20 protein-coding genes are annotated in these 22,078 nt (G+C 36.3%); 11 read left to right on the top strand and 9 right to left on the bottom strand.

The window, feature by feature from the left end; translation table 11 throughout:
* Positions 1-4 precede the first annotated feature (4 nt).
* From KO495_RS01245 to KO495_RS01205, 9 genes are all read left to right on the top strand, one after another.
* Positions 5-703 carry a prepilin-type N-terminal cleavage/methylation domain-containing protein gene (locus KO495_RS01245; protein WP_215978583.1) on the top strand — a complete coding sequence of 233 codons (699 nt, stop codon included), beginning with the start codon at positions 5-7 and terminating at the stop codon, positions 701-703.
* Positions 703-1,596 carry a type II secretion system protein GspK gene (locus KO495_RS01240; protein WP_215978582.1) on the top strand — a complete coding sequence of 298 codons (894 nt, stop codon included), beginning with the start codon at positions 703-705 and terminating at the stop codon, positions 1,594-1,596. The genes KO495_RS01245 and KO495_RS01240 overlap by 1 nt, the downstream gene beginning before the upstream one ends.
* A 2-nt stretch (positions 1,597-1,598) precedes the next feature.
* The gene (locus KO495_RS01235) at positions 1,599-2,771 is read left to right on the top strand and encodes a hypothetical protein (RefSeq protein ID WP_215978581.1); all 1,173 of its coding nucleotides are present in this window, start codon (positions 1,599-1,601) and stop codon (positions 2,769-2,771) included.
* A complete protein-coding gene (locus KO495_RS01230; RefSeq protein WP_215978580.1) occupies positions 2,761-3,345 on the top strand; it encodes a hypothetical protein in 585 nt (194 codons plus the stop codon). The genes KO495_RS01235 and KO495_RS01230 overlap by 11 nt, the downstream gene beginning before the upstream one ends.
* The gene (locus KO495_RS01225) at positions 3,345-3,872 is read left to right on the top strand and encodes a hypothetical protein (protein WP_215978579.1); all 528 of its coding nucleotides are present in this window, start codon (positions 3,345-3,347) and stop codon (positions 3,870-3,872) included. Before KO495_RS01230 ends, KO495_RS01225 begins: the two co-directional genes overlap by 1 nt.
* Positions 3,859-5,979 carry a secretin N-terminal domain-containing protein gene (locus KO495_RS01220; protein ID WP_215978578.1) on the top strand — a complete coding sequence of 707 codons (2,121 nt, stop codon included), beginning with the start codon at positions 3,859-3,861 and terminating at the stop codon, positions 5,977-5,979. The genes KO495_RS01225 and KO495_RS01220 overlap by 14 nt, the downstream gene beginning before the upstream one ends.
* 315 nt (positions 5,980-6,294) lie before the next feature.
* Positions 6,295-7,752 (top strand): hypothetical protein, encoded by a 1,458-nt coding sequence (locus KO495_RS01215; RefSeq protein ID WP_215978577.1) that lies wholly within the window; start codon positions 6,295-6,297, stop codon positions 7,750-7,752.
* A 496-nt stretch (positions 7,753-8,248) separates the two neighbouring features.
* The gene (locus KO495_RS01210; protein WP_215978576.1) at positions 8,249-8,812 is read left to right on the top strand and encodes a hypothetical protein; all 564 of its coding nucleotides are present in this window, start codon (positions 8,249-8,251) and stop codon (positions 8,810-8,812) included.
* A 125-nt stretch (positions 8,813-8,937) separates the two neighbouring features.
* Positions 8,938-10,809: a hypothetical protein gene (locus tag KO495_RS01205; RefSeq protein ID WP_215978575.1), complete on the top strand. Its 1,872-nt coding sequence runs from the start codon at positions 8,938-8,940 to the stop codon at positions 10,807-10,809.
* Positions 10,810-11,147: 338 nt separating this feature from the next.
* Here the strand turns inward: KO495_RS01205 and KO495_RS01200 are convergent, their stop codons facing one another.
* From KO495_RS01200 to KO495_RS01175, 6 genes are read right to left on the bottom strand one after another with little or no spacing between them, the layout of a single operon-like run.
* On the bottom strand, positions 11,148-11,888 hold the full coding sequence (locus KO495_RS01200) for a class I SAM-dependent methyltransferase (RefSeq protein WP_215978574.1): 741 nt from the start codon (positions 11,886-11,888) through the stop codon (positions 11,148-11,150).
* Positions 11,881-12,333 (bottom strand): GNAT family N-acetyltransferase, encoded by a 453-nt coding sequence (locus tag KO495_RS01195; RefSeq protein WP_215978573.1) that lies wholly within the window; start codon positions 12,331-12,333, stop codon positions 11,881-11,883. Before KO495_RS01195 ends, KO495_RS01200 begins: the two co-directional genes overlap by 8 nt.
* The gene (locus KO495_RS01190) at positions 12,333-13,292 is read right to left on the bottom strand and encodes a hypothetical protein (RefSeq protein ID WP_215978572.1); all 960 of its coding nucleotides are present in this window, start codon (positions 13,290-13,292) and stop codon (positions 12,333-12,335) included. Before KO495_RS01190 ends, KO495_RS01195 begins: the two co-directional genes overlap by 1 nt.
* Before the next feature lie 13 nt (positions 13,293-13,305).
* On the bottom strand, positions 13,306-14,265 hold the full coding sequence (locus KO495_RS01185; protein WP_215978571.1) for a hypothetical protein: 960 nt from the start codon (positions 14,263-14,265) through the stop codon (positions 13,306-13,308).
* Positions 14,266-14,298: 33 nt separating this feature from the next.
* Positions 14,299-15,006, bottom strand: coding sequence for a WbqC family protein (locus tag KO495_RS01180; protein ID WP_215978570.1), 708 nt, complete (start codon positions 15,004-15,006; stop codon positions 14,299-14,301).
* Positions 15,003-16,097, bottom strand: coding sequence for an aminotransferase class I/II-fold pyridoxal phosphate-dependent enzyme (locus KO495_RS01175; RefSeq protein ID WP_215978569.1), 1,095 nt, complete (start codon positions 16,095-16,097; stop codon positions 15,003-15,005). The genes KO495_RS01180 and KO495_RS01175 overlap by 4 nt, the downstream gene beginning before the upstream one ends.
* Positions 16,098-16,264: 167 nt before the next feature.
* On the opposite strand from KO495_RS01175, the gene KO495_RS01170 reads away from it, so the two are divergent.
* Positions 16,265-17,011 carry a Stf0 family sulfotransferase gene (locus tag KO495_RS01170; RefSeq protein WP_215978568.1) on the top strand — a complete coding sequence of 249 codons (747 nt, stop codon included), beginning with the start codon at positions 16,265-16,267 and terminating at the stop codon, positions 17,009-17,011.
* 58 nt (positions 17,012-17,069) lie between these two features.
* On the opposite strand, the gene KO495_RS01165 is transcribed toward KO495_RS01170, so the two are convergent.
* Positions 17,070-17,558, bottom strand: a complete 489-nt coding sequence (locus KO495_RS01165; protein ID WP_215978567.1) for a DUF2919 family protein — start codon at positions 17,556-17,558, stop codon at positions 17,070-17,072.
* A gap of 230 nt (positions 17,559-17,788) precedes the next feature.
* Between KO495_RS01165 and KO495_RS01160 the strand changes: the two genes are divergently transcribed.
* Positions 17,789-19,654: an acyltransferase family protein gene (locus KO495_RS01160; RefSeq protein ID WP_215978566.1), complete on the top strand. Its 1,866-nt coding sequence runs from the start codon at positions 17,789-17,791 to the stop codon at positions 19,652-19,654.
* Positions 19,655-19,666: 12 nt separating this feature from the next.
* Here the strand turns inward: KO495_RS01160 and KO495_RS01155 are convergent, their stop codons facing one another.
* Both KO495_RS01155 and KO495_RS01150 read right to left on the bottom strand, forming a co-directional pair.
* Positions 19,667-20,713, bottom strand: a complete 1,047-nt coding sequence (locus tag KO495_RS01155; RefSeq protein ID WP_215978565.1) for a sulfotransferase domain-containing protein — start codon at positions 20,711-20,713, stop codon at positions 19,667-19,669.
* 34 nt (positions 20,714-20,747) lie between these two features.
* Positions 20,748-22,061 carry a flippase gene (locus KO495_RS01150; protein WP_215978564.1) on the bottom strand — a complete coding sequence of 438 codons (1,314 nt, stop codon included), beginning with the start codon at positions 22,059-22,061 and terminating at the stop codon, positions 20,748-20,750.
* Positions 22,062-22,078 lie beyond the last annotated feature (17 nt).

The raw sequence follows: 22,078 nt of genomic DNA, 5'->3' as shown, positions 1-22,078 counted from the left end.
AAGTATGAAAAAAAAACATCAGTCAGGCTTTACACTTATAGAGCTAATGATAGCAAGTAGTTTACTTATGCTTGTCATGTACGCAGGATATTTTGCATATAGTTTGTACTCTAACTCATGGAAAAAACAAAGTTATGCTTTTTGGCAGGCAACAGATAAAGGAGTTAATTTAACGTCGTTAACGCGAGTTATTGAAGCAACCCATCCGTATATAGTTGACAATATAAATGATAATTCAAGTCTCTACTTTATCGCGACACCTCATCATATCCGCTTTGTTTCGAAGTCTCCTATTTTTGCTGATGAAGCGGCAGTAGTAGAGCTTCAGCTCGTTGGTAGCTCTTTAGTGTATAGAGAGAGTACTTTGCTTAAAGCTCCACTATTTAATCAGCACGAACAAAGGGAATGGCAACATAGTATAGTTTTACTTAATTATTTAACTGCAGCTCGCTTTGAGTTTTTTGGTTGGGATAACCTTGAACAGTTACAACACTATGAATTACAAAGGGATAATCTATTGCACGATGAAGCGCCAATAGAACCACAGTGGTATAATCAACATCAAATGGAAGAAAGGCAATTGCTACCTTTAAGTATCAGCCTCACTTATAGTGTCAAAGGAGGCCAAGAACTGTCTATTCCATTTCAGTTACCTCAACAAACGCAGCATGCTCTGTATCGTTATATAGGGATACAAGTTTAATGCTAAGAAATAAAGGTATTGCACTAATCCAAGTACTTATTATTACCATGGTACTAACAATTCTAGGGCTTTTTATTACTCAATCTATTCGGGGGCAGGTTAATACCGCATTGAAAATTCAAACGAATGTTGATTTGGGGCTAAAAATAGAAACCGCCGAGGCTATTTTAATTCAAGAGTTACTAACCAATATTCGTTATGCAGATAAAGATAGTGAAAATGCATTAGTTAAACGTTGGAATTTCTATGGGGAGCCTTTTCAATTAAATGACTATGTTATGGTTAAAATGCAAGATTTGAATGGATTATTAAGCTTTAATGTTATGAGCCACTCATTAGCTGCAAGTCTATTAGCTGAATTAGGTGTAGAAGATCACCCAGCAAGAACCTTTTTAGACTCACTAAAAGACTGGATTGATAAAGATGACTTGAAGTATATCAATGGTGCAGAAAAAAATTATTATCGTCGTATGAACCTAGTCGGTCCAAGAGATGGGCAATTACAAACCTTCAATGAAGTATTATCTATAAAAATGGGTGATATATTACCGCTAGAGACCTGGGCGCTCTACTTTACCGAACAACTCACGACTAGCTTCAATCCGCTCAATGCACCACCACTAATATTAAAAGCTTTGCTACAGGACCAATCGCGAACTGATGATATTATTGCTATGCGAAACAGCAAAGAACTATCCCCATTAAGATTTACTCAAATGACAGGGATAGATAATGACGAATACTTTAATTTTGCTACTGGTCGCAAAATTAAGGTAGAATTACTGGCTGAATCGGGCAATATTCATTTAAAAAAGCAGTTTGTCGTTGAAGTAAAACCATACGATCCTAAACGTCCTGTCATAATCACAGATGTAAGTTGGAATAAAAAGTGAACTTGAAGTTAATAACTCAAAATAAAAAGCTATCCCTGTTATTACAGAATAATATCGCTTACTTAGATAATGAACTCTACGGGTTATTTGCTAATGAAGGCCAAGATGTTGAAACTTCTTCACAATTAAGAGGCTTGTATAAGCTTGACACTCCTAAACCTATTATTATCGTTGCAAAAAAACATTACAGCGAAAGTTGGAAAACATATTCAGCGATTAGCTTAAAAGAGTTAAAGCAAATATTAAAGTTACAGCACAGCAAAGTTGAAGGAGCAAAGCCAATTCAGCGCATCATAACCAATAAAGAACAAGATGGGTTTGATGTTCACACCATTGTTTTTCATGAGCTGATACAAAACTTTATCTCGGCAAAAGCTGTTTTACTTCCTGAAACAGAGTTGCTAGCTAACTTCTTCAACTTAAATAAAAAAAGTGTCGCAGAAGTTGAAACTCCTGCAGGGACATTATTTTGGGCGCACTCTGGCGGAAAAACATTTAGTGCTTATAAAAAAGGCTTATTGAGTAATATTAGTAACTTTTTGCAAGGCGTTGGTCTACCTGAAAATGCCGATGTATATAGCATTAATGCCGAGCAATATACCGCTTTACTTTTTGAGTTAATTGAAACCACAACACTTGATAAGTTATTAGCGATAGCATCTATTAACTTCACTAACGCTATTAATAAAAATAAGTTGCACCAGCTGTATCTAGCACCATTACTCGTTGCTACTATTTTTTCTGTTAGTGTGAGTGGCTATTTCTATATGAGTAAATCTATGTTGCTTAACGATATTAGTGATAATAGGGCAGAGGCGATGGCATTAATGGAGAGTAAGCGAAAAATAGATACTATTGAAAGTACGTTGAGTTCGGTTAATAGTACCTTTAAAGAGGTTGAGAATACACACCAAATATGGGCTTTAGTCTATAAAGTTATAAATGATGGAATGGAAGTCTCGCGCTTTAAGCGTACAGAAAAAGGCGTTGAGTTAACTGGCCGAGCTGAGAAAGCCTCTTTTATTTTAGGCGAACTCAATAAAATGCCATCGGTTAGCGGTGCTACTTTTAGTGGCGACATTCGTAAATCAAGAGGAATGGACTCATTCACCATTCTATTGCAGTTTGATACAACTAAACACGTTGTTAGTTCAAGAGAAAAAAATGAAAGCTGAACTTATAAAGTATAAACACTATCTCATTCTATTAGCTGCCCTATTAATACTCTCTTATGTCACCATACCTTTATGGGAGCTACAAAAAGAGCAACGGGGTGAGCTTGATTTACTTGAACGTAAAATGATGAAAACAGAACAATTATTATCCAAATCCGATCTATATTCGCAAATGTTGGCTGATAGTAAGGCAAAAGAGCAAGCTATTGAACCTTATTTGTTTATAGAAAGTACAGAGTCTCAATTTAAGTTGGTTGTTCAGCAGCAGCTAGAAAAAGTCATTACAGGTGCAGACTGCACAGTGCAGCGTATTAGCTGGAAAGGCTCTTCAGTGATTAACCAAGACTTAAATAGTTGGGAGTTATCAGCAAGGTTTAAAGGCAACCCAGCTTGTATGATTAAAGTCACGCGAGCATTGGATAGCACTATACCACTTATTCGTGTGAAAGACTTTTCAATTAGTGCCAGACGAATAGATGGTCAGGTAGGTAATAGAGTTAGTGCTGCCTTTGAACTATTTGCTTTACACTATGTAAAAGCCAGTGAACTCAATACATCAACTGAGGAGGAGTGATGAATAAACTAACCTTAGTTATCTCAATGATCACGTTACTATGGCTGAGTTCTGACTTTTGGGAATACAAGTCAGATGACAGTACAACAGATAGTGATATGGCAACACAAGTGCTTCACACCCCGTCAGAACTAGATAATGAGTTGTTAGCAGTAGAAGAAGATTGGCTAGCAATACAGGCGAGTGCGGATCTTGCAGAAGCGGAAAAGCTCGCTCTCAAAAACGTAGATGTAGCAGACCCTAATGAAAATATCTTAACGATTGGTGACAATAGTTATAATTTATTAGGAATATTTATGGCAACAGACAACCCTTTTATTTTGATTTCATTAAGAAATAAGAGCAAGGTTAGTAGAAAGTCAAAATTAAATCACAATCACTCCAACACCATGAAAGTGCTATTGGGGCAGGAAATTACTGCGGGTATAGTGCTTAGTCAACTATCTTCAGACAAAATAACTTTAAAAGGTGCCAAAGGTACTTTTGAATTCAAACTTTTCGAGCGGAACAGCAATGACACTCCTTAATATAACGTTAAACAAAAGTAAATTAGCACTATCGATAACACTCGCGTTAGCTTTAACAGGGTGTGCATCAATTATTGAACCTGAAGTGCCATTAGAGCAAGCGCCGTTGAGTGCAGGTGACTCTTATTTAAAACAAGATGAGCTAATAACTAATCCTGAAAATGTTAAGGCAGTTGACAATGATGTAGCTAAATCAGAGTTTACCCGACTAAATAAAGACGCAAAGTATGACGGCGCAACATTAGAAGTAGACTTGTCGAAGCATTTTACGAGTGATGAAACCTTTAAGTTCTCTACTAATGAGTTACCATTTAATGACTTTCTTCATTATGTGTTAGGTGAGTTACTTCAAGTTTCTTATTTAATTGAGCCGTCAATTAAAAACATTACTACGCCGGTTACCCTAGAGCTAAAAGAACCCGTAACAGCACAAGGTTTATTTCAATTAGTACAACGTGTACTGATTCAAAATGATACCCGCATTATGCTTAATGATGATGTTTTTTATCTTTACCCCATGACAAGAAAGGGGGCAAAGTCAGACCGAGCATTCGGTTTTGGTCGTTTAGAGCAAGACGTTCCTATGGTATCGGGTGATATTAACCAACTTATCCCACTTAAGTATCAAATTGCGAAAGGGCTTAAGCGCACGTTATCAAATTTAGTTGATGCTATTATTGATATTGATCATGAACAAGGCTTGGTTTTTGTACAGGGCAACAGAGAACAAGTGCTACGTACGATCTCTTTACTTGAAATATTAGACAGTCCGCTGCTACATAAAAAATCAACAGCGCTATTAAGTTTTGCCTATATAGATAGCTATACCTTTATTGAAAAAATATCAGAGTTGTTACTGCAAGATGGTATTGATGTCAATATAGGTAGTAGTAGCGGTGCATCTAGTGTTAATTTCATACCTCTAGAACACTTAGGTAAAGTAGTCGTGTTTGCTACTGATGATAATATTCTTGATCGAATAGAATATTGGAGCCAACTTATCGATAAGCCAGCTTCGGGTAGTGAACAAAGTTATTACCTTTATCACCCTAAGTATGCGAGAGCCTCTGACTTAGGTAAATCATTAGCGCCTTTACTCGTAAGCTCTAAAAATAGCTTTGACTACAGTACCTCTAGTAGCGGCATAAATGGTCAAGCAGGTAACACCACCACATCACCTGTAGGTGGCATTGTTGCTGGTGGAGCAGCAGCGCAAAACAAAAAAGCGCAACTGACTAAAACAGTAGAGGGTGACAATCTACGCATGGTTGTCGATGAAAGAGCTAATGCTTTAATCTTTTATTCTACGGGCAAACACTTTCAAGAGTTGCAGCCTATTATTAAACAGCTTGATATTATGCCTAAGCAAGTCATGTTAGAAGTCGTCATTGCCGAGGTTAAATTAACCGGTAGTTTTGCTAAAGGCGTTCAATTTGCATTAACTAATGGTTCGTCAACAAGTAAAGATAGTACCTTCAGTTTTAGCTCTGAAGGTGGCTTCAATTACTCCATTGTAGGCTTACCAGGTAACTTCAATGTGAACTTAAGTCAAACTGATGGGCTGATTAATGTACTATCTAAACCAACCCTAGTTGTACGAGATGGTGTTATGGCAAGTATTAGTGTCGGTGACGATATTCCTACTATTGGTAGTACCACCTCAGACCCTATTAATGGCGAACGTGAAACAACGAGTATTGTTTATCGTAAAACGGGTGTTGACTTAAGTGTAACACCCACAATTAACGCCCAAGGTACGGTTATTATGACTATTGCGCAAAATATTTCTAATATCTCGGCTACAGGGCCTTCAATTGGTGGCTCTACTGCCGTTTTTGAGCGTACTATTAGTACTGAAGTAGTGGCGGGAGACGGGCAAACGGTAATGCTAGGTGGTTTAATTAGCGAAAATAAAAATACTGGGGCTACTTCAATCCCTGTTTTAGGCTCACTACCACTTTTAGGGCATTTATTTAGAACAGATACTGAAGAGTCTGACAAAACTGAATTGGTAGTATTAGTGACCCCACGTATTATTAGTACCCGTAGTGACTGGGAAATGGTTAAAAATGGTTTTGCTAAAGGGTTAGAAAATATCAAGTTTTAACTTGACCCTCTGCTCAAAAATATATATCTTTTCGTGGCTGGAAAGTGCAGCTTGTTATAAATTTAGAATGTACTAAGGAAGCGAATAGCTCATCATTAGGTACAATTTATGAAAAAGTTCACTTAATGCTGTTGGTTAAATTTTAATTTGGTTAAATAAATATCATAAAAATAATAACCTAAGACTTGACTTATTATGGGCTTACCCTTAAATTGGCAATGATTCAGCTATACTCCAGCTGAAATACAAAAAAATTCATGGTATATTGCTTCATTACGATATATCAGTTTCATGAAACTTGGAGAACGGAAAATAATGAAATTATTCAAAAAAGCGCTAGTCGCAACTGCTGTTGTAAGTGCATTTGGTGCACAAGCTGTTACAGTATCAAGTGATTTAACTAAAATCTCTGCAGAAGGTGTTGCAGCAGGTAACACTGCAGTTGTAGCTTCTACAGCTGGTAAAGTTTTTGTTTTAGATTTCGTAGTAGATAAATTAACTCCTGCGGCATCAACTATCTCTTTAACTTTCAGTAAAGGTGTTGATTTAACTAATGTTGTAGCTGCTAGCTCAGACATTAACAACGTAGTTGGTACTGGTGTTGGTATTATCGACATCGATGCAACTGGTGGTGGTTCTACTAACTCATCATTCTTCAGCTACGGTACTGGTTCATTTACATTTGATAAGTTCAGTGTAGATACAGACAATGCTGATGACAAACACGTTATCGCGTTTGACGTAAACCTAGGTAACCCTTTAACTGCTAGCTCAGCTTTCCGTCTTACTTTAGACGACGTTGACACTAACGGTTTTGACCTTGGTGATACTTCTGCTGAAGTTTGTTACAAGTCTGTTGATGCTAACGACGTATTAATTGAAGAAGGTTGTTCACCAATCTCTGAAGTTATTTCTCAGTTCGATTTCACAGTTGAGCAACAATGGGATGCACGTATTGAGCGTATCGATCAAAAAGATTTCTCTCGCTACTACGACGGTGCTGATGTAGATCTTGATACAGTTAAATTCAAACTAGGTAACAACGAGTCTTTAGTTGCTGCTTTAGCTAACGTTGATGCTAACATCTCATTCGCTGGTGACTTTACTGGTGTTGTTGATGCTGACTTAACTGTTGCTAACTTTGGTGCTGCTGCATTAACTAATGCTCCAGCAGTAAATGGCGATGAAGACGAAATCACTTTCGTAGTTCCTAACGCTGACTTTGGTACTCAAAGTGCTAACGCTGGTACTTCTGCAACTGGTTTTGTAACATTTAACGCTGCTATAACAGACGTTATCATTCCACAAACTGGTTACATTACAGCTACTGCTGACTTCACAGACGGTACAGAGTCTACTAAAATCGTTCGTCACGCAGGTGAGTGGATGTTAGACGCTACAGTAATTAACGTTCCTTACTTACCAGTAGGTTACGCAAGTGCTGGTACTTTCTCTTCAGTTGAAATTGCTAACGACGGTAGCGAGTCTGCTAACGTAATGGCTACATTCATCGTTAACGGTGTTGTAGACGGCGTTGACGCTGAGCGTTCTGCGTCTTTCGACTTAGGTGACGTTCCAGCTAACACTGTTGTTAAGTACTCTGCTGCACAATTAGCAACTGCTTTTGGTATTACAGGTTCTGCTAAGTTAAGTGTTACATTTAACATTGACGCTTACGCTCAAGACATTTCAGCATACGCTACAGTTCAAAGTTCAACTGGTCGTTCTGAAGTTTCTAACTCTCAAGCAAAAGTTGACGGTAAAGGTTTATAATTTTTAATTAATTAAAAATTTAACTTTACTCAAAAGCCCGGCAATGCCGGGCTTTTTTATAGAAAAAATTTAGGACTTTAAGTAAGTGGCTTATGAGAGCTTTTATGGAAGAATTCATTATTAACTAAGGCCTAACTAATGCCTAAGTAAAGCTAGTTATTTACTTAAAAGTTTATATGGTTAAGCTTGAATATTAATACTGGCTTACCCATATAAATTACAGAGCTTAAATGGCAGAAAAGTACAAACTTTGTTATACAATAGCTGTTATCGCTATTAGGTTATCAACAATATTTTATCGTAGGTACTTGTGTGCTTATGTACTTGACTTTGACGGCTTATATTTTTAACTTAACCTGAACTCGATTTAAGAGGTTTAACAAAGAAGTCAGGAAAAGTAGCTGCTAGAGAAACATTTGTTAAGCCGAGCTCAGGTTAATTTATTCCCTTTTATGAACTATTTAGCTCTGTAGTGGAGCATTACTGTAGGTGTGTTATGCAATTTACTAAAAAAATATTATTACCCCTGGCTTTAGCTTCTGTTGCTTTGATACCGTTAAGTTTGTCGGCACAAGAGTGTGGTGTAAATGCTGAATTTAAAAATATTCCTCAGGTTGCTAAAAAAACTTATCAATTAAGTGAACAAGTTAGTCTTTATACTAAACAGTATCTAAGCTCACAAAGTGTTAACAGCGCTCAGTTAGCGACTTTTGTATCATGTCAGCGTTTAGTTGGTGCCAATTATACTGGCGCTGAAGATGAGTGGCAGCGTATTTTTGATAATAGTTTATCCGAGCTGGCAACTAAGGGTTTTAAAGAGGTTGAATTTGTTAGCTATAAAAAAGATGCCCAGCGTTATCAAGGTGAATTATTGAGCAAAGAGTACGTTGTTGAAGCCTCTAAAGGTGCTACTAAGCAAACCTTTTACATGCTTAACATTTTAAATGAAAATAAAGCTGTTTTGTTTAATATAGTCGTTAGTGCCGACAGCTCTATTGCAAAAGCAGCAGAAGATGAATTTATTCGCTTTGTTGGTACATTAGATATACCAAAACAGTAAAACTTATCAAATAGATTAATATAAAGTTAACGAGTAAAAATTTAATAGCTTTTAGCTGATATGCTAAATAATAACGTAAGTATAAACTTTAAGAATAAACAAAATATTATAGAAATGGAGTGTAAATGGCTAAGGTAAAAGAAGACAAGAAATCAGCAGAAGAAGTGATATCAGTTTCTTTAGCAGGGTTTGAACAACCGGTACTCAGTGGTAATTACCCAGAGGCCGAAAAAGTGTTGCAAATTATTATGCTAAACCAGCGCCGTGGCAAAATGGAGTTTAACTTAAAACCCGCAGACAGAGCATTATCAGCAGCACAGGAGCATGCTGAGGGGTATCAAATCATTGAAAAGTTAGCGACGCTAATTACGATGATGTTTAGTGATACTAAATATAACCCGTCTAATACTATGTTTCAGGAGTTTGTTTTAGGTAAAAAGTTTTTAGCGTATTTATTTGCCGCTAGTAGCTACCAAAATACCGACCATATTATTAGAAATTTAGGCTTAGATACTAAGGGCAGTTTCACTCAAAATGACATTCGTAAATTTATGATTTGTTATGTACCTGATTCTACTTTTGATCTTCCTTGGGGCAAGTTAGCCGCACATATGCCGTCAGAGATTTGTCGAGGTTATTTAGGTTTAATGTCATCTTTTGGCTTGTTGTTATCAGATGCATCAGCTATGCAGTCAAACAAAATTGCTAATGTTTCAAAAGAAATACCTTTAGTCACTTTTGCGAAACCGCAAAACTTAGAAATTATGTCATCTTCCTTTTTTAATGTGAGCAACTTTGTTGGTAATGAAAAGTTTCAATTTAAGAAATGGGCGGCTGCCAACTATAAAAAATTTATGGATGGCTTTATTAGTGACGGTATTAAAAAATCTATCAGTTTAAGCTTAGAAAAAGCACGCAATAAAGCTAAAGGTGAGAAAAAGACAATACTGATTATTCATGAGCATTACCGACAAAGCCATGCAATGTATCGCTGTTATCATAGTTTATTTAGCGCGTTAAAAGCCGATTATAATATTGTTGGCTTGGCTGGTACTCGATTAGTTGACGAGGTTGGTCAGCAAGATCACCACAGCTTTAGAGAGTTTGATGATGTTAACGATATTGCTAAAATTATAAAGCATGTAGTTAAAGTTCAGCCTGATGTTATTATTTATCCATCGTTAGGTATGAGTAATTTTGCGCCATTGCTTGCTTCCACTCGCCTTGCGCCAATTCAGTGTGTTTGTCCAGGCCATCCAGCAAGTAGCTTCATTGATACCATTGATTATTTATTATTAGAAGATATGGGGCTTAGTCAAGATGAGCTTGCTAAAATAGCAACTGAAAAAACCGTTGTGATAGAAACTGAAGCGCTTAGGTTTAGTCCTAATACTTATACATTAAGAGAGTTACCAAGTACGCCAGAGGTATGTAATATTGCGGTAAATGGTGTTATACAAAAGGTTTCCTCACAAGTATTAAGTTTATGTCAGGAGATTAGTGCAGGTATTGAGAGAAAAGTGGTGTTTCACTTTTTTATGGCTCATGGTATTCAAGATTTAGATTACTATGCGGCGCTGTCTATATTACGCCGTAAACTGCCAAATGCTGTTATGCACCCTTATTCAACTTATGATGATTACATGAATACCGTAGCGCAATGTGAGTTTGCCTTGCCGACCATGCCTTTTGGTGGTGCTAACAGTAATATTGATGTCGCACGTTTAGGCATACCTAAGTTATTTGTTAAAGACACCAGTGATTTACCCGGTGTTACTGATTATTATATCTGGAACGAACTTGGTGAGCTAACAGGGCTTTGTAAAGATCAAAGTGAATTGGTAACTAGGGCGATAGAGTTGGGTAACGATAGTGCTAAATTAAGTGAGTTTAAGGCCTTAATTCAAGCGATAGATATTAATAGTTTCCTACTTGACGATAAAGATGAAGTAGGTGATTTGCGTTTAGTTAAAGCGATGCATAGCTTATTAAATTAACCTGAACTTGATTTAAGAGATATTTAACAAGTTGAAATATCAAAAAGAATTACTTTTCTGAATCGCTAGTTTTTCTTTTCATGTGATAAACAAGGAAAATTTCGCGTCAATAGCTGGCCTATTGCAAGTAAATTTAACGAAGACGTTAGGACAAGTAGCTGCTAGAGAAACATTTGTTAAGCCGAGCTCAGGTTAAATGAGTAGCTTTTGAATGGTAAAGTTTACTCTGTGCAACGAGTTTAAGTAGGCAAATAAAAATACCACGTTTATCGTGGTATTTTTTTAGGTGTTTTGAAGTGCTCTATTTAATCTTGCGCTTTTGGGTTGTTAATAATGTTTTAGCCTTTTTCACATAGTATAAATATACTCGAACACAAGTCAGGGTATTGTTGACCTAACTCGTAGCAGCCTTCCAAATACTCAGGTGAGATAATGTCAGTTTGTAGTAATTTGTCCCATTGAAAGTTGGCTAATGCTTTAAAAAATATACCAGAGCGGTAAACCACTTTTAATCCTGCTAATTTAGCATCTCTCTCGAGAGTATCGAGGGTGTACGTACAACGATGGCCATGCTCGTGTTCTGCTGGTGTAACCGCCGAATTATGGCTAATTAAGCCCATTTTCACTGCTATTTGTCGTGAAGGAGCATTCGCATTTGGGCAAACAAGGAAAAATCGACCATTATCAGCTAACCATTCGTCATTGACTCTTTTTAATACTTTAATAGGGTCATCAACATGTTCCAATACATGAGTCATAACAATATTATTGTATTTTTCTGGTAATTGAGCTTCTTCAAATCGAGAGTTAATAAACTTCACATCTTCACTAATGTGTTTTTTGGCTAGAGTAATTGCTTCATCAGAAGCCTCAACACAGGTGATGTCATTAAAAAGGCTGCTAAAGCGTTTGGTAAAGTCACCCTTAAAGCTACCTAACTCCAGAAAGTTTCCTGAATTAAAGAAAGGTTTAAACGCTTTAATCATATAGGGGTGCATAACATCAAAGTCAAAGTTGTATGCGTATTGATGATCTGAAGTATCTTTTATTTCTTCGTTGTAATTTCTTTTGTTATCCATGAGCTATCTCTAAATTGTATGACATATTAACAGTCATTGAGTTTTGTTCTTTTATTGTGAAGCCAAGCTTTTTGTAAAATAGTAAAGCGCTTGTATTGCTTGGATGAACTTCAAGACATATGCTAGTAGCACTGTGTTCTTTTGCTTTTTTAATACATTGCATTATTAGCGTACGGGCAATACCTTGACCAGTAAAAGGCTTTGTAATGCTAACATTTGTGATAAATACTTCGCCACTGGTATTGTAATAAGCGGCAACGAGACCAATTAAGTTTTTTTGGCTCCAGGCTTCAAACGTTACAGCGTTAGAAGCTATTTTACCTGAGTAGGCGTGAATATTAACATAGCTACTAAGCTTTGGCGTAAATAAAGCGTCACATGATAATAAGTGTGCTTCAATATCACTGTGTTGAGCCGTCTGTTGGTGGTTAGTCACTTTTGACATTAGTCTTCTAATACAGCCAAACCGAAGCCAAAACGCCCAAACTCATTACCGTTATAGAGTAAGTACACTTTTCCATCGCATTTAAAAAGGTGCGGGTAACACAGCATTTTTGAATCCCAATCATCGTCACTAACATCTATACCAACCTGCTCGTCATCTCGTTGCCAGTTTTCTAAATCATTTGAAACGGCGTAACCAAGGCGATAGCCTCTACTACTGGTATTACGAAAGTCAGATGATTCACGATAACAAAATAACATGTGGTATTGGTTGTTATGTTCTACTACGGTTGGTAATGCCATACTCTCATCAGCATTGAGCTTATCGGGAATAACTTGAATACCATCTTCTTTAAGCCAGTTAATACCATCTGTTGAAGTTGCATGGCCTATTTTATAAGTTCTGTCGGGAGCCGCTCCTGCTTCGTATGCTTGCCACTGAGTGCCAAACATATACCACATATGAAAAGTATCGCTATATTTCTGCACAAAGGCGTCACCAACCAAAAAAGGCTCATTGATCGACGGCCCTAAAATCGGGCCGTTACCAAGCTTGTTGAAGGTTAAGCCACCATCGGTACTTTTGGCAAAACCTACGCCTGTATCTACTGATACAGAACTACGTCGATTCCAACCACAAGTGTACGCAAATATTTCATTACCTTGTTTGAGTAAATTAATTGGAAATATGCCATGTTCATCAAAAGTGCCTAGTTCACCTAAAGGAATTACAGTGCTATCAGCAACTTTTACTATGTTTTCAAATTTTTTGTCCATATCAACAAAAGCTACGTGACTAAGAAATTTACCATTTTTGGGATCTCTTTCTCGTGTACTAAAGTAAATACGAACAACGTCATCTTTAACAACGACTTGCGGTGATTGTGCATACTCAATACAGTTGTTAGGTAAGTGATGTTCAGTAGGATCAAATATTTTACCTAGTTTTTTCCACTTCATGATTCTATTCTACCTATAATTTTCCGTTGAGTTTAGCTAGGCCAAAACCACATCTACCGACTTGGTTACCTAAGTAAAACATATAAATGTTACCATCTAATTCAAAAATATGTGGGTAACTAATCATTTCGCTATCCCAACCGCTGTCTGACACATCAATGCCAACCTTGCTATCATCTCTCTCCCAGTTGAGTAGATCTTCTGAATACGCATAGCCAATGCGATAGCCTTTCTCTTTGCCGCGATAGCCTTTGCCATGCCTGTAGCAGAAAAACATATGATAACGGCCGTTACTAAAAAACACATCAGGGCTTGCCTGAGCTTCATTTTCATCAATAGCATCGGGGATAAGGCAGCTATTGGTTTTAACCCAGTTTTTACCATCGGAAGAGGTTGCTGAACGTATTTTATAAACAGGCTCGGGTTTACCTTCATCAAGTATCCATTGAGTGCCCGCAATATAAAATAAATACCACTGATTATTAAAGTAGCGTATTTTCGGGCCACTCATAACAAATGGCTCAAAAGGGGAGTAAGGGATAATGGGGCCACTACCAACCTTTTGAAAAGATATCCCCTCATTATCACTTGTTGCCATACCTATAGCTGTATTAAATGGAACGCTTTCACAACGTGTCCAGCCAGCATAATAAGCAACAACTTTGTTTTTATGACGGCATACGGACACCGGGTAGGTGCCAAACTCATCGAACTCGCCTAGCCCGCCTAAAGGGAGGATTGGTTGTTCTGCAACCGCGACTACTTTAGTTAAGTCATTCCTATCTAAGTCCACAAAAGCAGAGTAACTAGCATATTGACCATTACTGTCCGCGGGAGGGCGACATGAAAAATATACTCTAACAAAGTTATCGAATATCAGTGTACTTGGTGCTTGAGCAAACTCTTTTAACCAAGGTCTGTCATTTACGGTTGTTGGGTCAAATACTTTCCCAAGCTTATCCCATTTAAACATTTTTATCCTTAAGGGTATTTTGTTCGTTTTTACTTATTGAATTAATTGGTATCGTGATGTCAGAAGTTCCTTTACGGCTGGCAATGAATTAAACATTAAAATATCTATGATTGAAAGCCACGGAATAAACTCACTATTGAATTGTGGGTAGCTGAGAGGCTCTGATTGTAAAAAATGTAAATTAATTTTATTTTGGGCAAAGTGCTCATGTTGGTATAAATCAGTGCCGCCGATAGGGTTAATATACTCAGTGGCCATCATCGCTTTACAAATAGCTAAAACCTTGTTTTCTGAAGTTAAGTTATTGTCTATGGCCAAAGTTGAACTAACAACCAGTTTAGTTGTTATATTCATATACTCCATTAATAAAGTGATGCTGTTATATAAGTAGTCAAAAAGGTTGTTGCTTTCATATGTTACTATTTCTTCTATTACTGGATATACCGCTGAGAAGTATGGTGCTTTACGATAGCTATTTGCTATTTTATTAAGTAGCTTTTGGCGCTCTTTCGGCCAAGTGTCAGATAAAAATCGTTCATTGACGTTCAGGTAATCTGATGCTTTTTTTAGTGGCAGAGTAATATAGCTGTCAGAGCCATTTTGCAGGATTCTATTGCGGTTAATCCAACCTTTTTTTGTGTATTGAATATCATCATATATAACAAACTCATCAACAGCATTGATCAACTGAAAATATCCAATATAAGGAAAAAAATAAGGTTGCATGATAGCTAGTTTCATTTGCGCAATACCTTTAAGATAATTTCACAGATATTATTAACCGTTGCTTTCTTCATATTATTCATTAATGGTAAACATAATGTTTTATTGGCTAATAAGCTACAGTCATTGATTATAGAGGTTTGTGCGTTTGATAAAAATTGATAATGCTGAGGCATAAAGTAACGGCGAGGGTAGTAGCCCTGAGTATTAAGAGCTTCTTCTACTTGCAGGGCTTGCGATTCACAAGAAAACTGTACTGGCATGTAAATAGGTTGCGTTTCGTGAGGGAATCTATCACTTTGGTATGTAACCGTATTCCCTAATAGCTCGTGATAATAAGCAATAAGCTCTTTTCGCTCTAATACTAGTGCTGGTAAGTCATCGAATACGCATAAGCCCATAGCCGCATGTATTTCACTTAGTTTGCCATTGATGCCGGCTTGCTCGATAATGCCATCTTCAGCAATACCAAAATTAATTAACTTTTTTGCTAATAAATAGTCGGCTTCGTCTTTAAACACCATAGCTCCGCCTTCTATGGTATGAAATAACTTTGTGGCATGAAAGCTAATGCAATGAATGTCGCCATACTCATAAATACTTTTACCTTTATATGTACTTAATAATGCATGAGCTGAGTCATAAATTAAGGGGACATTGTATTTTTGAGCAAGCAACTCTAAAGCGTCCAAGTCGCAAGGTTGTCCAAATAAGTTTACTGCAACAATTGCATTCCCCTGTTGATTTTTTAATAGCTTCTCTACTTCGTTTGGCTCAATATTCCAACTGTTTTTATTAATATTAGCAAGAGTTGGGTTAGCACCTTGCCACGCTAAAGCGGTAGAGGTTGCTGCAAAAGTGTAGGGAGTAGTGATAACGTTTTTATTTGCTAGCTCTTTAAGGCGGTAAGCAATTTGTAAAGCGACGGTACCGTTACTTACTAGTAGTAGATGGTTAACTCCTAATTTACCTTTTAGCTTCTCGGTAAGTTCTTGAACTAAAGGTCCATTATTGGTTAATGACTCATTATCATAAGCGCCTTGAATATAGTTAAAGTACTTTTCTATCGGAGGAAAATAAGGGCGGGTGACATAAACGTTTTTTTGCACAACTAATCTTAAATTTATAATGAGTTGTTATATATTAACGGGACTTTTTCGTAAAAACAACGAGCAATGCTTGTATGCCTTTAATATCATCGTTAGTTATTTTAAGAATTAAGAATTAATTGTTAACATATTGCATGTTTACGTAAATATAAAAGGAAAGTATAAATATGCTCGCTACTGATGATGTGTTGTTAAACTTAATGGTTAAATTAAGTAAAAATGACAGTGTTGCAACCAGTACAATTAAGAATAAGGTTTTAATTTTATCTACCCCACGCTCTGGCTCATCATTATTTTGTGATGTCTTAAACAATACCGCTCAAATTGGGGAGTGTGCCGAGTGGTTTAATGAACGCTATATAAACGCCTATGGCCGGATGACCAATACATCTAATGTTAAATTTGATGAGTATCTAAACTTTATTCTTGAAAAAACAGTAGGAAATACAGGTGTTTTTGCTGTAAATGCTCATATAGAGCACATGTTTTTTCTGCTGAATAAAAATATTAACTTACTCAAACTCGGTTTTACTGCTGTTGTTTATGTGTCGCGTAAAGATAAAGTTGCGCAAGCCGTTTCTCTTGAAAAATCTAAATTGACCGACTCTTGGTCGAGTGATGTTAAACCAGATACAGATAAGTTAGCTGAGCTTAATAATGCAGGTATTGCTCAATCATTACAGTATATCATTGAGTCAGATACTGCTTACCAAGAGAAGTTAGCCGACTTTACGCATGCGGAATTTTATTACGAAGATTTCTGTCAACTGGTTACGCCTAATGACTACAAAAAACTATTTGAACTACTAGATATTGATTATCAAGGAGAGTTTAAAACTACCATGAAAAAACAAAGGGACGGTTTTTCGAAAGAAACGATTACCTCATTTAAGCAATACTTACTTGGTAGTTAGTCTGTTAGTTGGGGAATAAGAAGCTAGTTTTATCATGAAGCTTCTTATTATACTCAATTTAGTCTTTTAGTATGGCTTCTTCATTGGTTATCTGTTGAAAAAAGGCAATAACTTTTTTTGAGGTTATTGCAAAGAATAATAATGAAACTTGAATGATTAATAACTTGAGAGTCGGTGAAGATAAAGGTTGTGAGTCCATTGCTATCACCTTTATTGCAAATGAAATTTCACCCGCTATTTCAGCAGCACACAATAAAAACAAGAGTTTTTTTAGTTTTAAATTGTCTTGGATTTCACCTAAGGTAAATGATACTAATGTCGCTAATGGTACAACAGATAACGCTATAGCAATATAAAGCGTATTCTTGTCTGGGTAAAGTACCGCCAATATTTGATCACCAGTACGTAGCGAGGCAAGTGAAAGAATAAATATTATTAACCCTTTCGCCATAAAGATTAAGTTGATGTAAACCCATAGTGGTGGCTTAAGCCAGCCAGCTTCGTTAAAAGCAGTTAAAGGGAGGTTTTTAAGTGTCTTTTTATCCATGTTCTTTCCAAAGGTTCTCACGAGTTATTTTGTGTTGCTTATAGGTTGAGTGACGATATTTTAATTACGTGACGCTATTTGACGTTACTATACGTAAAAATAAAGTTTGTGCCTAGCTTACAAAAGTTAATTCTGTTTTTAAGTGGGTATTTATTCCTTTCCATATGATTCACCTTATAATAGCGACAACTTTATATTTTCAAACGACTTAATGCTAAAGGTGTTTGTGCATGAGTAACAATGTGTATCGATGGGATATTCAAGGGCTACGAGCTATTGCCGTATTAGCCGTTGTTGTTTTTCATATTAACCCTAATTTATTACCTGGAGGGTTTTTAGGGGTAGACATCTTTTTTGTTATCTCGGGCTATTTAATTATTGGTTTTATTTGGCGTGACTTACAACAGCAAAGCTTTACCTTATTAGATTTTTATGCCCGTCGAATAAAGCGCTTACTCCCTGCTTTTTTAGTGATGGTTACTTGCGCTAGCGTCGCGGCATATTTTCTATTACTGCCGACAGAGACCGTTAATTATGGCACGAGTTTACTCTCTTCACTTTTATATGTGTCTAACTTTTACTTTTACGCACAGTCTGATTATTTTAATAGTGCATTAGCTACTTCTCCCTTGTTACATACATGGTCGTTAGCGGTAGAAGAGCAGTTTTATTTTATTTTTCCGTTAATTATGCTCGGTATTTTCTACCGTAAAAGCACCTGTATAATTTTGTTCTTAGTTACGCTTGCTCTATTGAGCTTTGTACTAAGTGAAGTGTTGCTTTACATAAACCCTTCATTATCGTTCTATGCGTCACCCTCTCGATTTTGGCAGTTTATTTTGGGGGGGATTGTTGCTATAAGCCCTAAATTTGAGCTTAGCAAGCGCTACTTTTCGAATACTCAATTAGAACTTATCTCATTAAGTGCATTAGGGGTATTGATTGCTTGTTTGTTTTTTTATCGTGAAACGATGTCATTTCCTGGCGTTAACGCCATTCTACCGTCGTTAGCAACGGTGCTAATTATTTTTGCATGCCGCAATAATAGTTATAGTTATCGGTTACTTTCTTGTGCCGTAGCGGCTTTTTTTGGCAAAATATCTTATTCGCTATATTTATGGCATTGGCCAATTATTACGTTTTACATTTTAGGTGTAGATAGCACTCTCTCAATGTACGAACAAATGACGATATTTATTTTGTCTATTAGTGCCGGCTATTTAAGTTGGTTGTGTGTTGAGCAACCTACAGCGAAATATTTAACGAGCAAGTCAGCGATTCAGATTGTCGGTGGCTCAGTGATTATGACTATTTTTGCTGTGATAATTGCTGCTTTATTTATGACGGGGTTCTCTTATAGATATAATGAACAGCAATTAACTTACTCTTCTTATATGAATTACGATCGGAAGGATTATTACCGTCAGGGAAGTTGTTTTTTAACCTCTAAGTATAATGACGTAAGTTTTTTTAAAGAGGAACAGTGTATTCAGTATGATACCAAAAAGCATAATGCGTTATTAATAGGCGATAGTCATGCAGCGCATTGGTATAGCTCTTTGGCAATAGCTTTACCTGAAAACTATACATTATCTCAGGCAACATCCTCAGGGTGTAAACCCGTTACTCTTTATAAAGGTGCAAAACGCTGTACAGAGCTAATGCAGTGGGTATTTACTGAGTTAGTTGCCAATAAACGGTTTGATACTGTCATTCTTTCGGCTAGATGGTTTAATTCAGACGTCGAAGCACTTAATGAAACCCGGATTTTGCTAGAACAATATGCGAAAAAAGTGATTATACTTGGACCAATTATTGAGTACAGTTTACCTTTGCCAAGGTTGTTAGCAACAAATAAAGCAGAAGATTTGCCTTCTTACAGTAACTACGAAAGTGTGCTTGAACGAGATCTATTATTTTCAAGTACTCTGAATTCAACAACAACACACTATATATCGATGCTTGACTTGATGTGTAATCAACAAGCTTTATGTCAAACAAGTACTAAAGAAGGAGTACCTTTACAATATGACTACGGTCACTTAACACATGAAGGTGCCCTTGAATTAGTTAACTATATCGTACTACAACTTTAAACTACGCTGCTCTTATTTAAGTAATTTTACTAGCGAAGAGTTGAGGGTAAATGATGGTGTAATGTTTTTTATTGTAGGTGATTGGTGCTGACAAAAGTCTAATATTGCTTGATGATATGCGAGCATTAATTCATGGTAGTTTTCTTGTTCGTTCGTGTTTACTTTTATTGTTTCGATATCCTCTTTACTTCGCGTCAAGCTAAAGTCTCCTGCGGATACTTTTTCCTTCCTTTTTAGTGAGTTGGTTATAGCTGAACTCACTTTTTCAGTAAAAGGTAAATTTGCAAAGCTGAATAGTTTTATAAACTCACTTTCTGCTTCTCTACAAATGTCTTCATACCTCACGAGTATTATTGCCTTGTTTTTTTTTGGGGCTACTGATATCTCACGTTTGACCGTTGCTTCAACCCAACCTTGTAAGTAGCCCATTTGAAACCAAAAACTTTGTTGTAAAAGGTTTGGCGTTATTTGCTGTAAAGTGTTTAGCGTAGCCTTATTAAACTTATTTGAAAATACTTCTGTTGGTTGCCAGTTAAGCGCACTATAACTTTTAGCTACTGAAAAAGGGTGCCTTACTAGATAGACCAATTTAATTGGTTTGCTAAGGTAGTTATCAATAACTAACGGATTAACCTCTTTAATGACCAAGGTTTTTTTTAAGTGGGGTTTAAGCCATTGCTTAGTGAACTTGATGATTGAGCTGGAGAAGTTAGCGCTTCCGTGCAAACTCTTATCAATGTATGACTGGTACTCATTCCAATTGTCACAAGTTGTTTTATCAAATACTGAAATTCTGTGTTTTTTTTGTAGTGTATAACTTGTTGTAACTGGCTCTCTTAAATAGCGAACATGTTCACCTGTGCCTAAAATAGAGCCAACCCAACTAGAGCCACTTCTTGGAAATGATAATAATAAAAGTGTTGGAGCATTAGTGCGGTATTTTGAATTGGCTAATAATAGTAATTTTGGTTCACGTAGATACAGTTTGCATTTAAAAAGGTATTTTTTACATGCAAAGGGAATATATGACATTAGTATTTTTTTTATGGTGCTTTTCATGTGTACTTATATTGAAATCAGAGGTCGAGTAGGTTTATTTAACTGCATTGTCTACTTTAGTTGGGGTTAGGTATCTAGGCCACATAATCATAGCATTTATCATAAGTAGCATAAACTCACGTGTTTTTCTTGTAACGATTAAACTAAGAAAACTTGCCACCATATAGGATAACAAGGTGGCCCAAGCAGCACCTACACCGCCATAATTTGGAATTAATATTAAATTAAGTGTGATATTAGTTATAGCACCAGCAGCATGACTAAATAAACTGAACTTGTAATGGCCTTCAATTATTAGCCACTTACTAAAAATAGCTCGTTGGAAAATAAAAAGTGTGGCAAATATATGGATACTTAAAATAGAAGCACTCGCCTTGTATTCTTCTCCATATATTATATTAATAATCATGGGTGCCAGTATGAATATGACTGTGCTGATAAGTAAAGATATAGCGACCATATAGCTAAGAGATTTGAGCAGGAAGTGGCTATATAGTACTTGTCCTTGCTGCTTTAATTTAAGTAGCTTTGGGTGAAACACATTAGCAATCAATACAGGAAATACATACCAAAATTCAGAAAGTTTTGATGCTGCTGCATAAAAGGCTACTTCTTCAGTACCATACATACTAGCGAGCATTACTTGATCTATTTTAAGATATAAAATAGCGGCAAAAGATGATAATAGTAGCCACTTTCCCTTATGAAAAAAAGCTAAAGCAGTACCAGTAGATAGACGAGTATAGAGTTGTTCTTTTTGTGTTGGTTTGTGTTGGTAATATAACGTGATATAGCTGATGCCAATTAGAATAAACTCAAGTCCGTGTATTAAAATAAGGGTTAATAAGGAATACTCTAACAACAGCGCGATAATCTTTCCAACGCTAATAAGTAGGCAAACAATCAGCCTTATTTTTAATGTGTAAGTAACTTTTTGTTTAGCAAGGTAATAATGTTCTACTAGATAAATAAAGGAAAAACTTTGTAGTGCTAATAGCACCAATATATAAATGGTACTTTCATTTGTAGGGAGAAAGAACAGAGCTGCTAATGTACCAATGGTAATACAAAAAACTGCTCCCAATGCTCTTAAAAGTAAGATGGTTTTAAAGTGGATATGATTGTGCTTAGGATATAAAACGAAGTATTTTGTGGAAACACTGTTTAAGCCCATAGAACAAAGGGGAATAAATAATGCAACAAAAGCAGTTATATATGAGAAGTCACCAAAAAACGCTGGGCCACCAATTCGAGCCATTAAAACACTTGTTATGAAGCCCATCCCTAACAAAATAGCTTTTTCACCAACAAGCAAAAGGCTATTTTTCACGTTAATTGAAAGTTGCATAAATCTGCGTTTAATAT

The organism is Colwellia sp. D2M02 (assembly GCF_018860755.1).
Lineage (GTDB): Bacteria > Pseudomonadota > Gammaproteobacteria > Enterobacterales > Alteromonadaceae > Colwellia > Colwellia asteriadis.
Note: the sequence above shows the minus strand (reverse complement) of the source record. Positions and strands in the feature narration are given on the sequence as shown.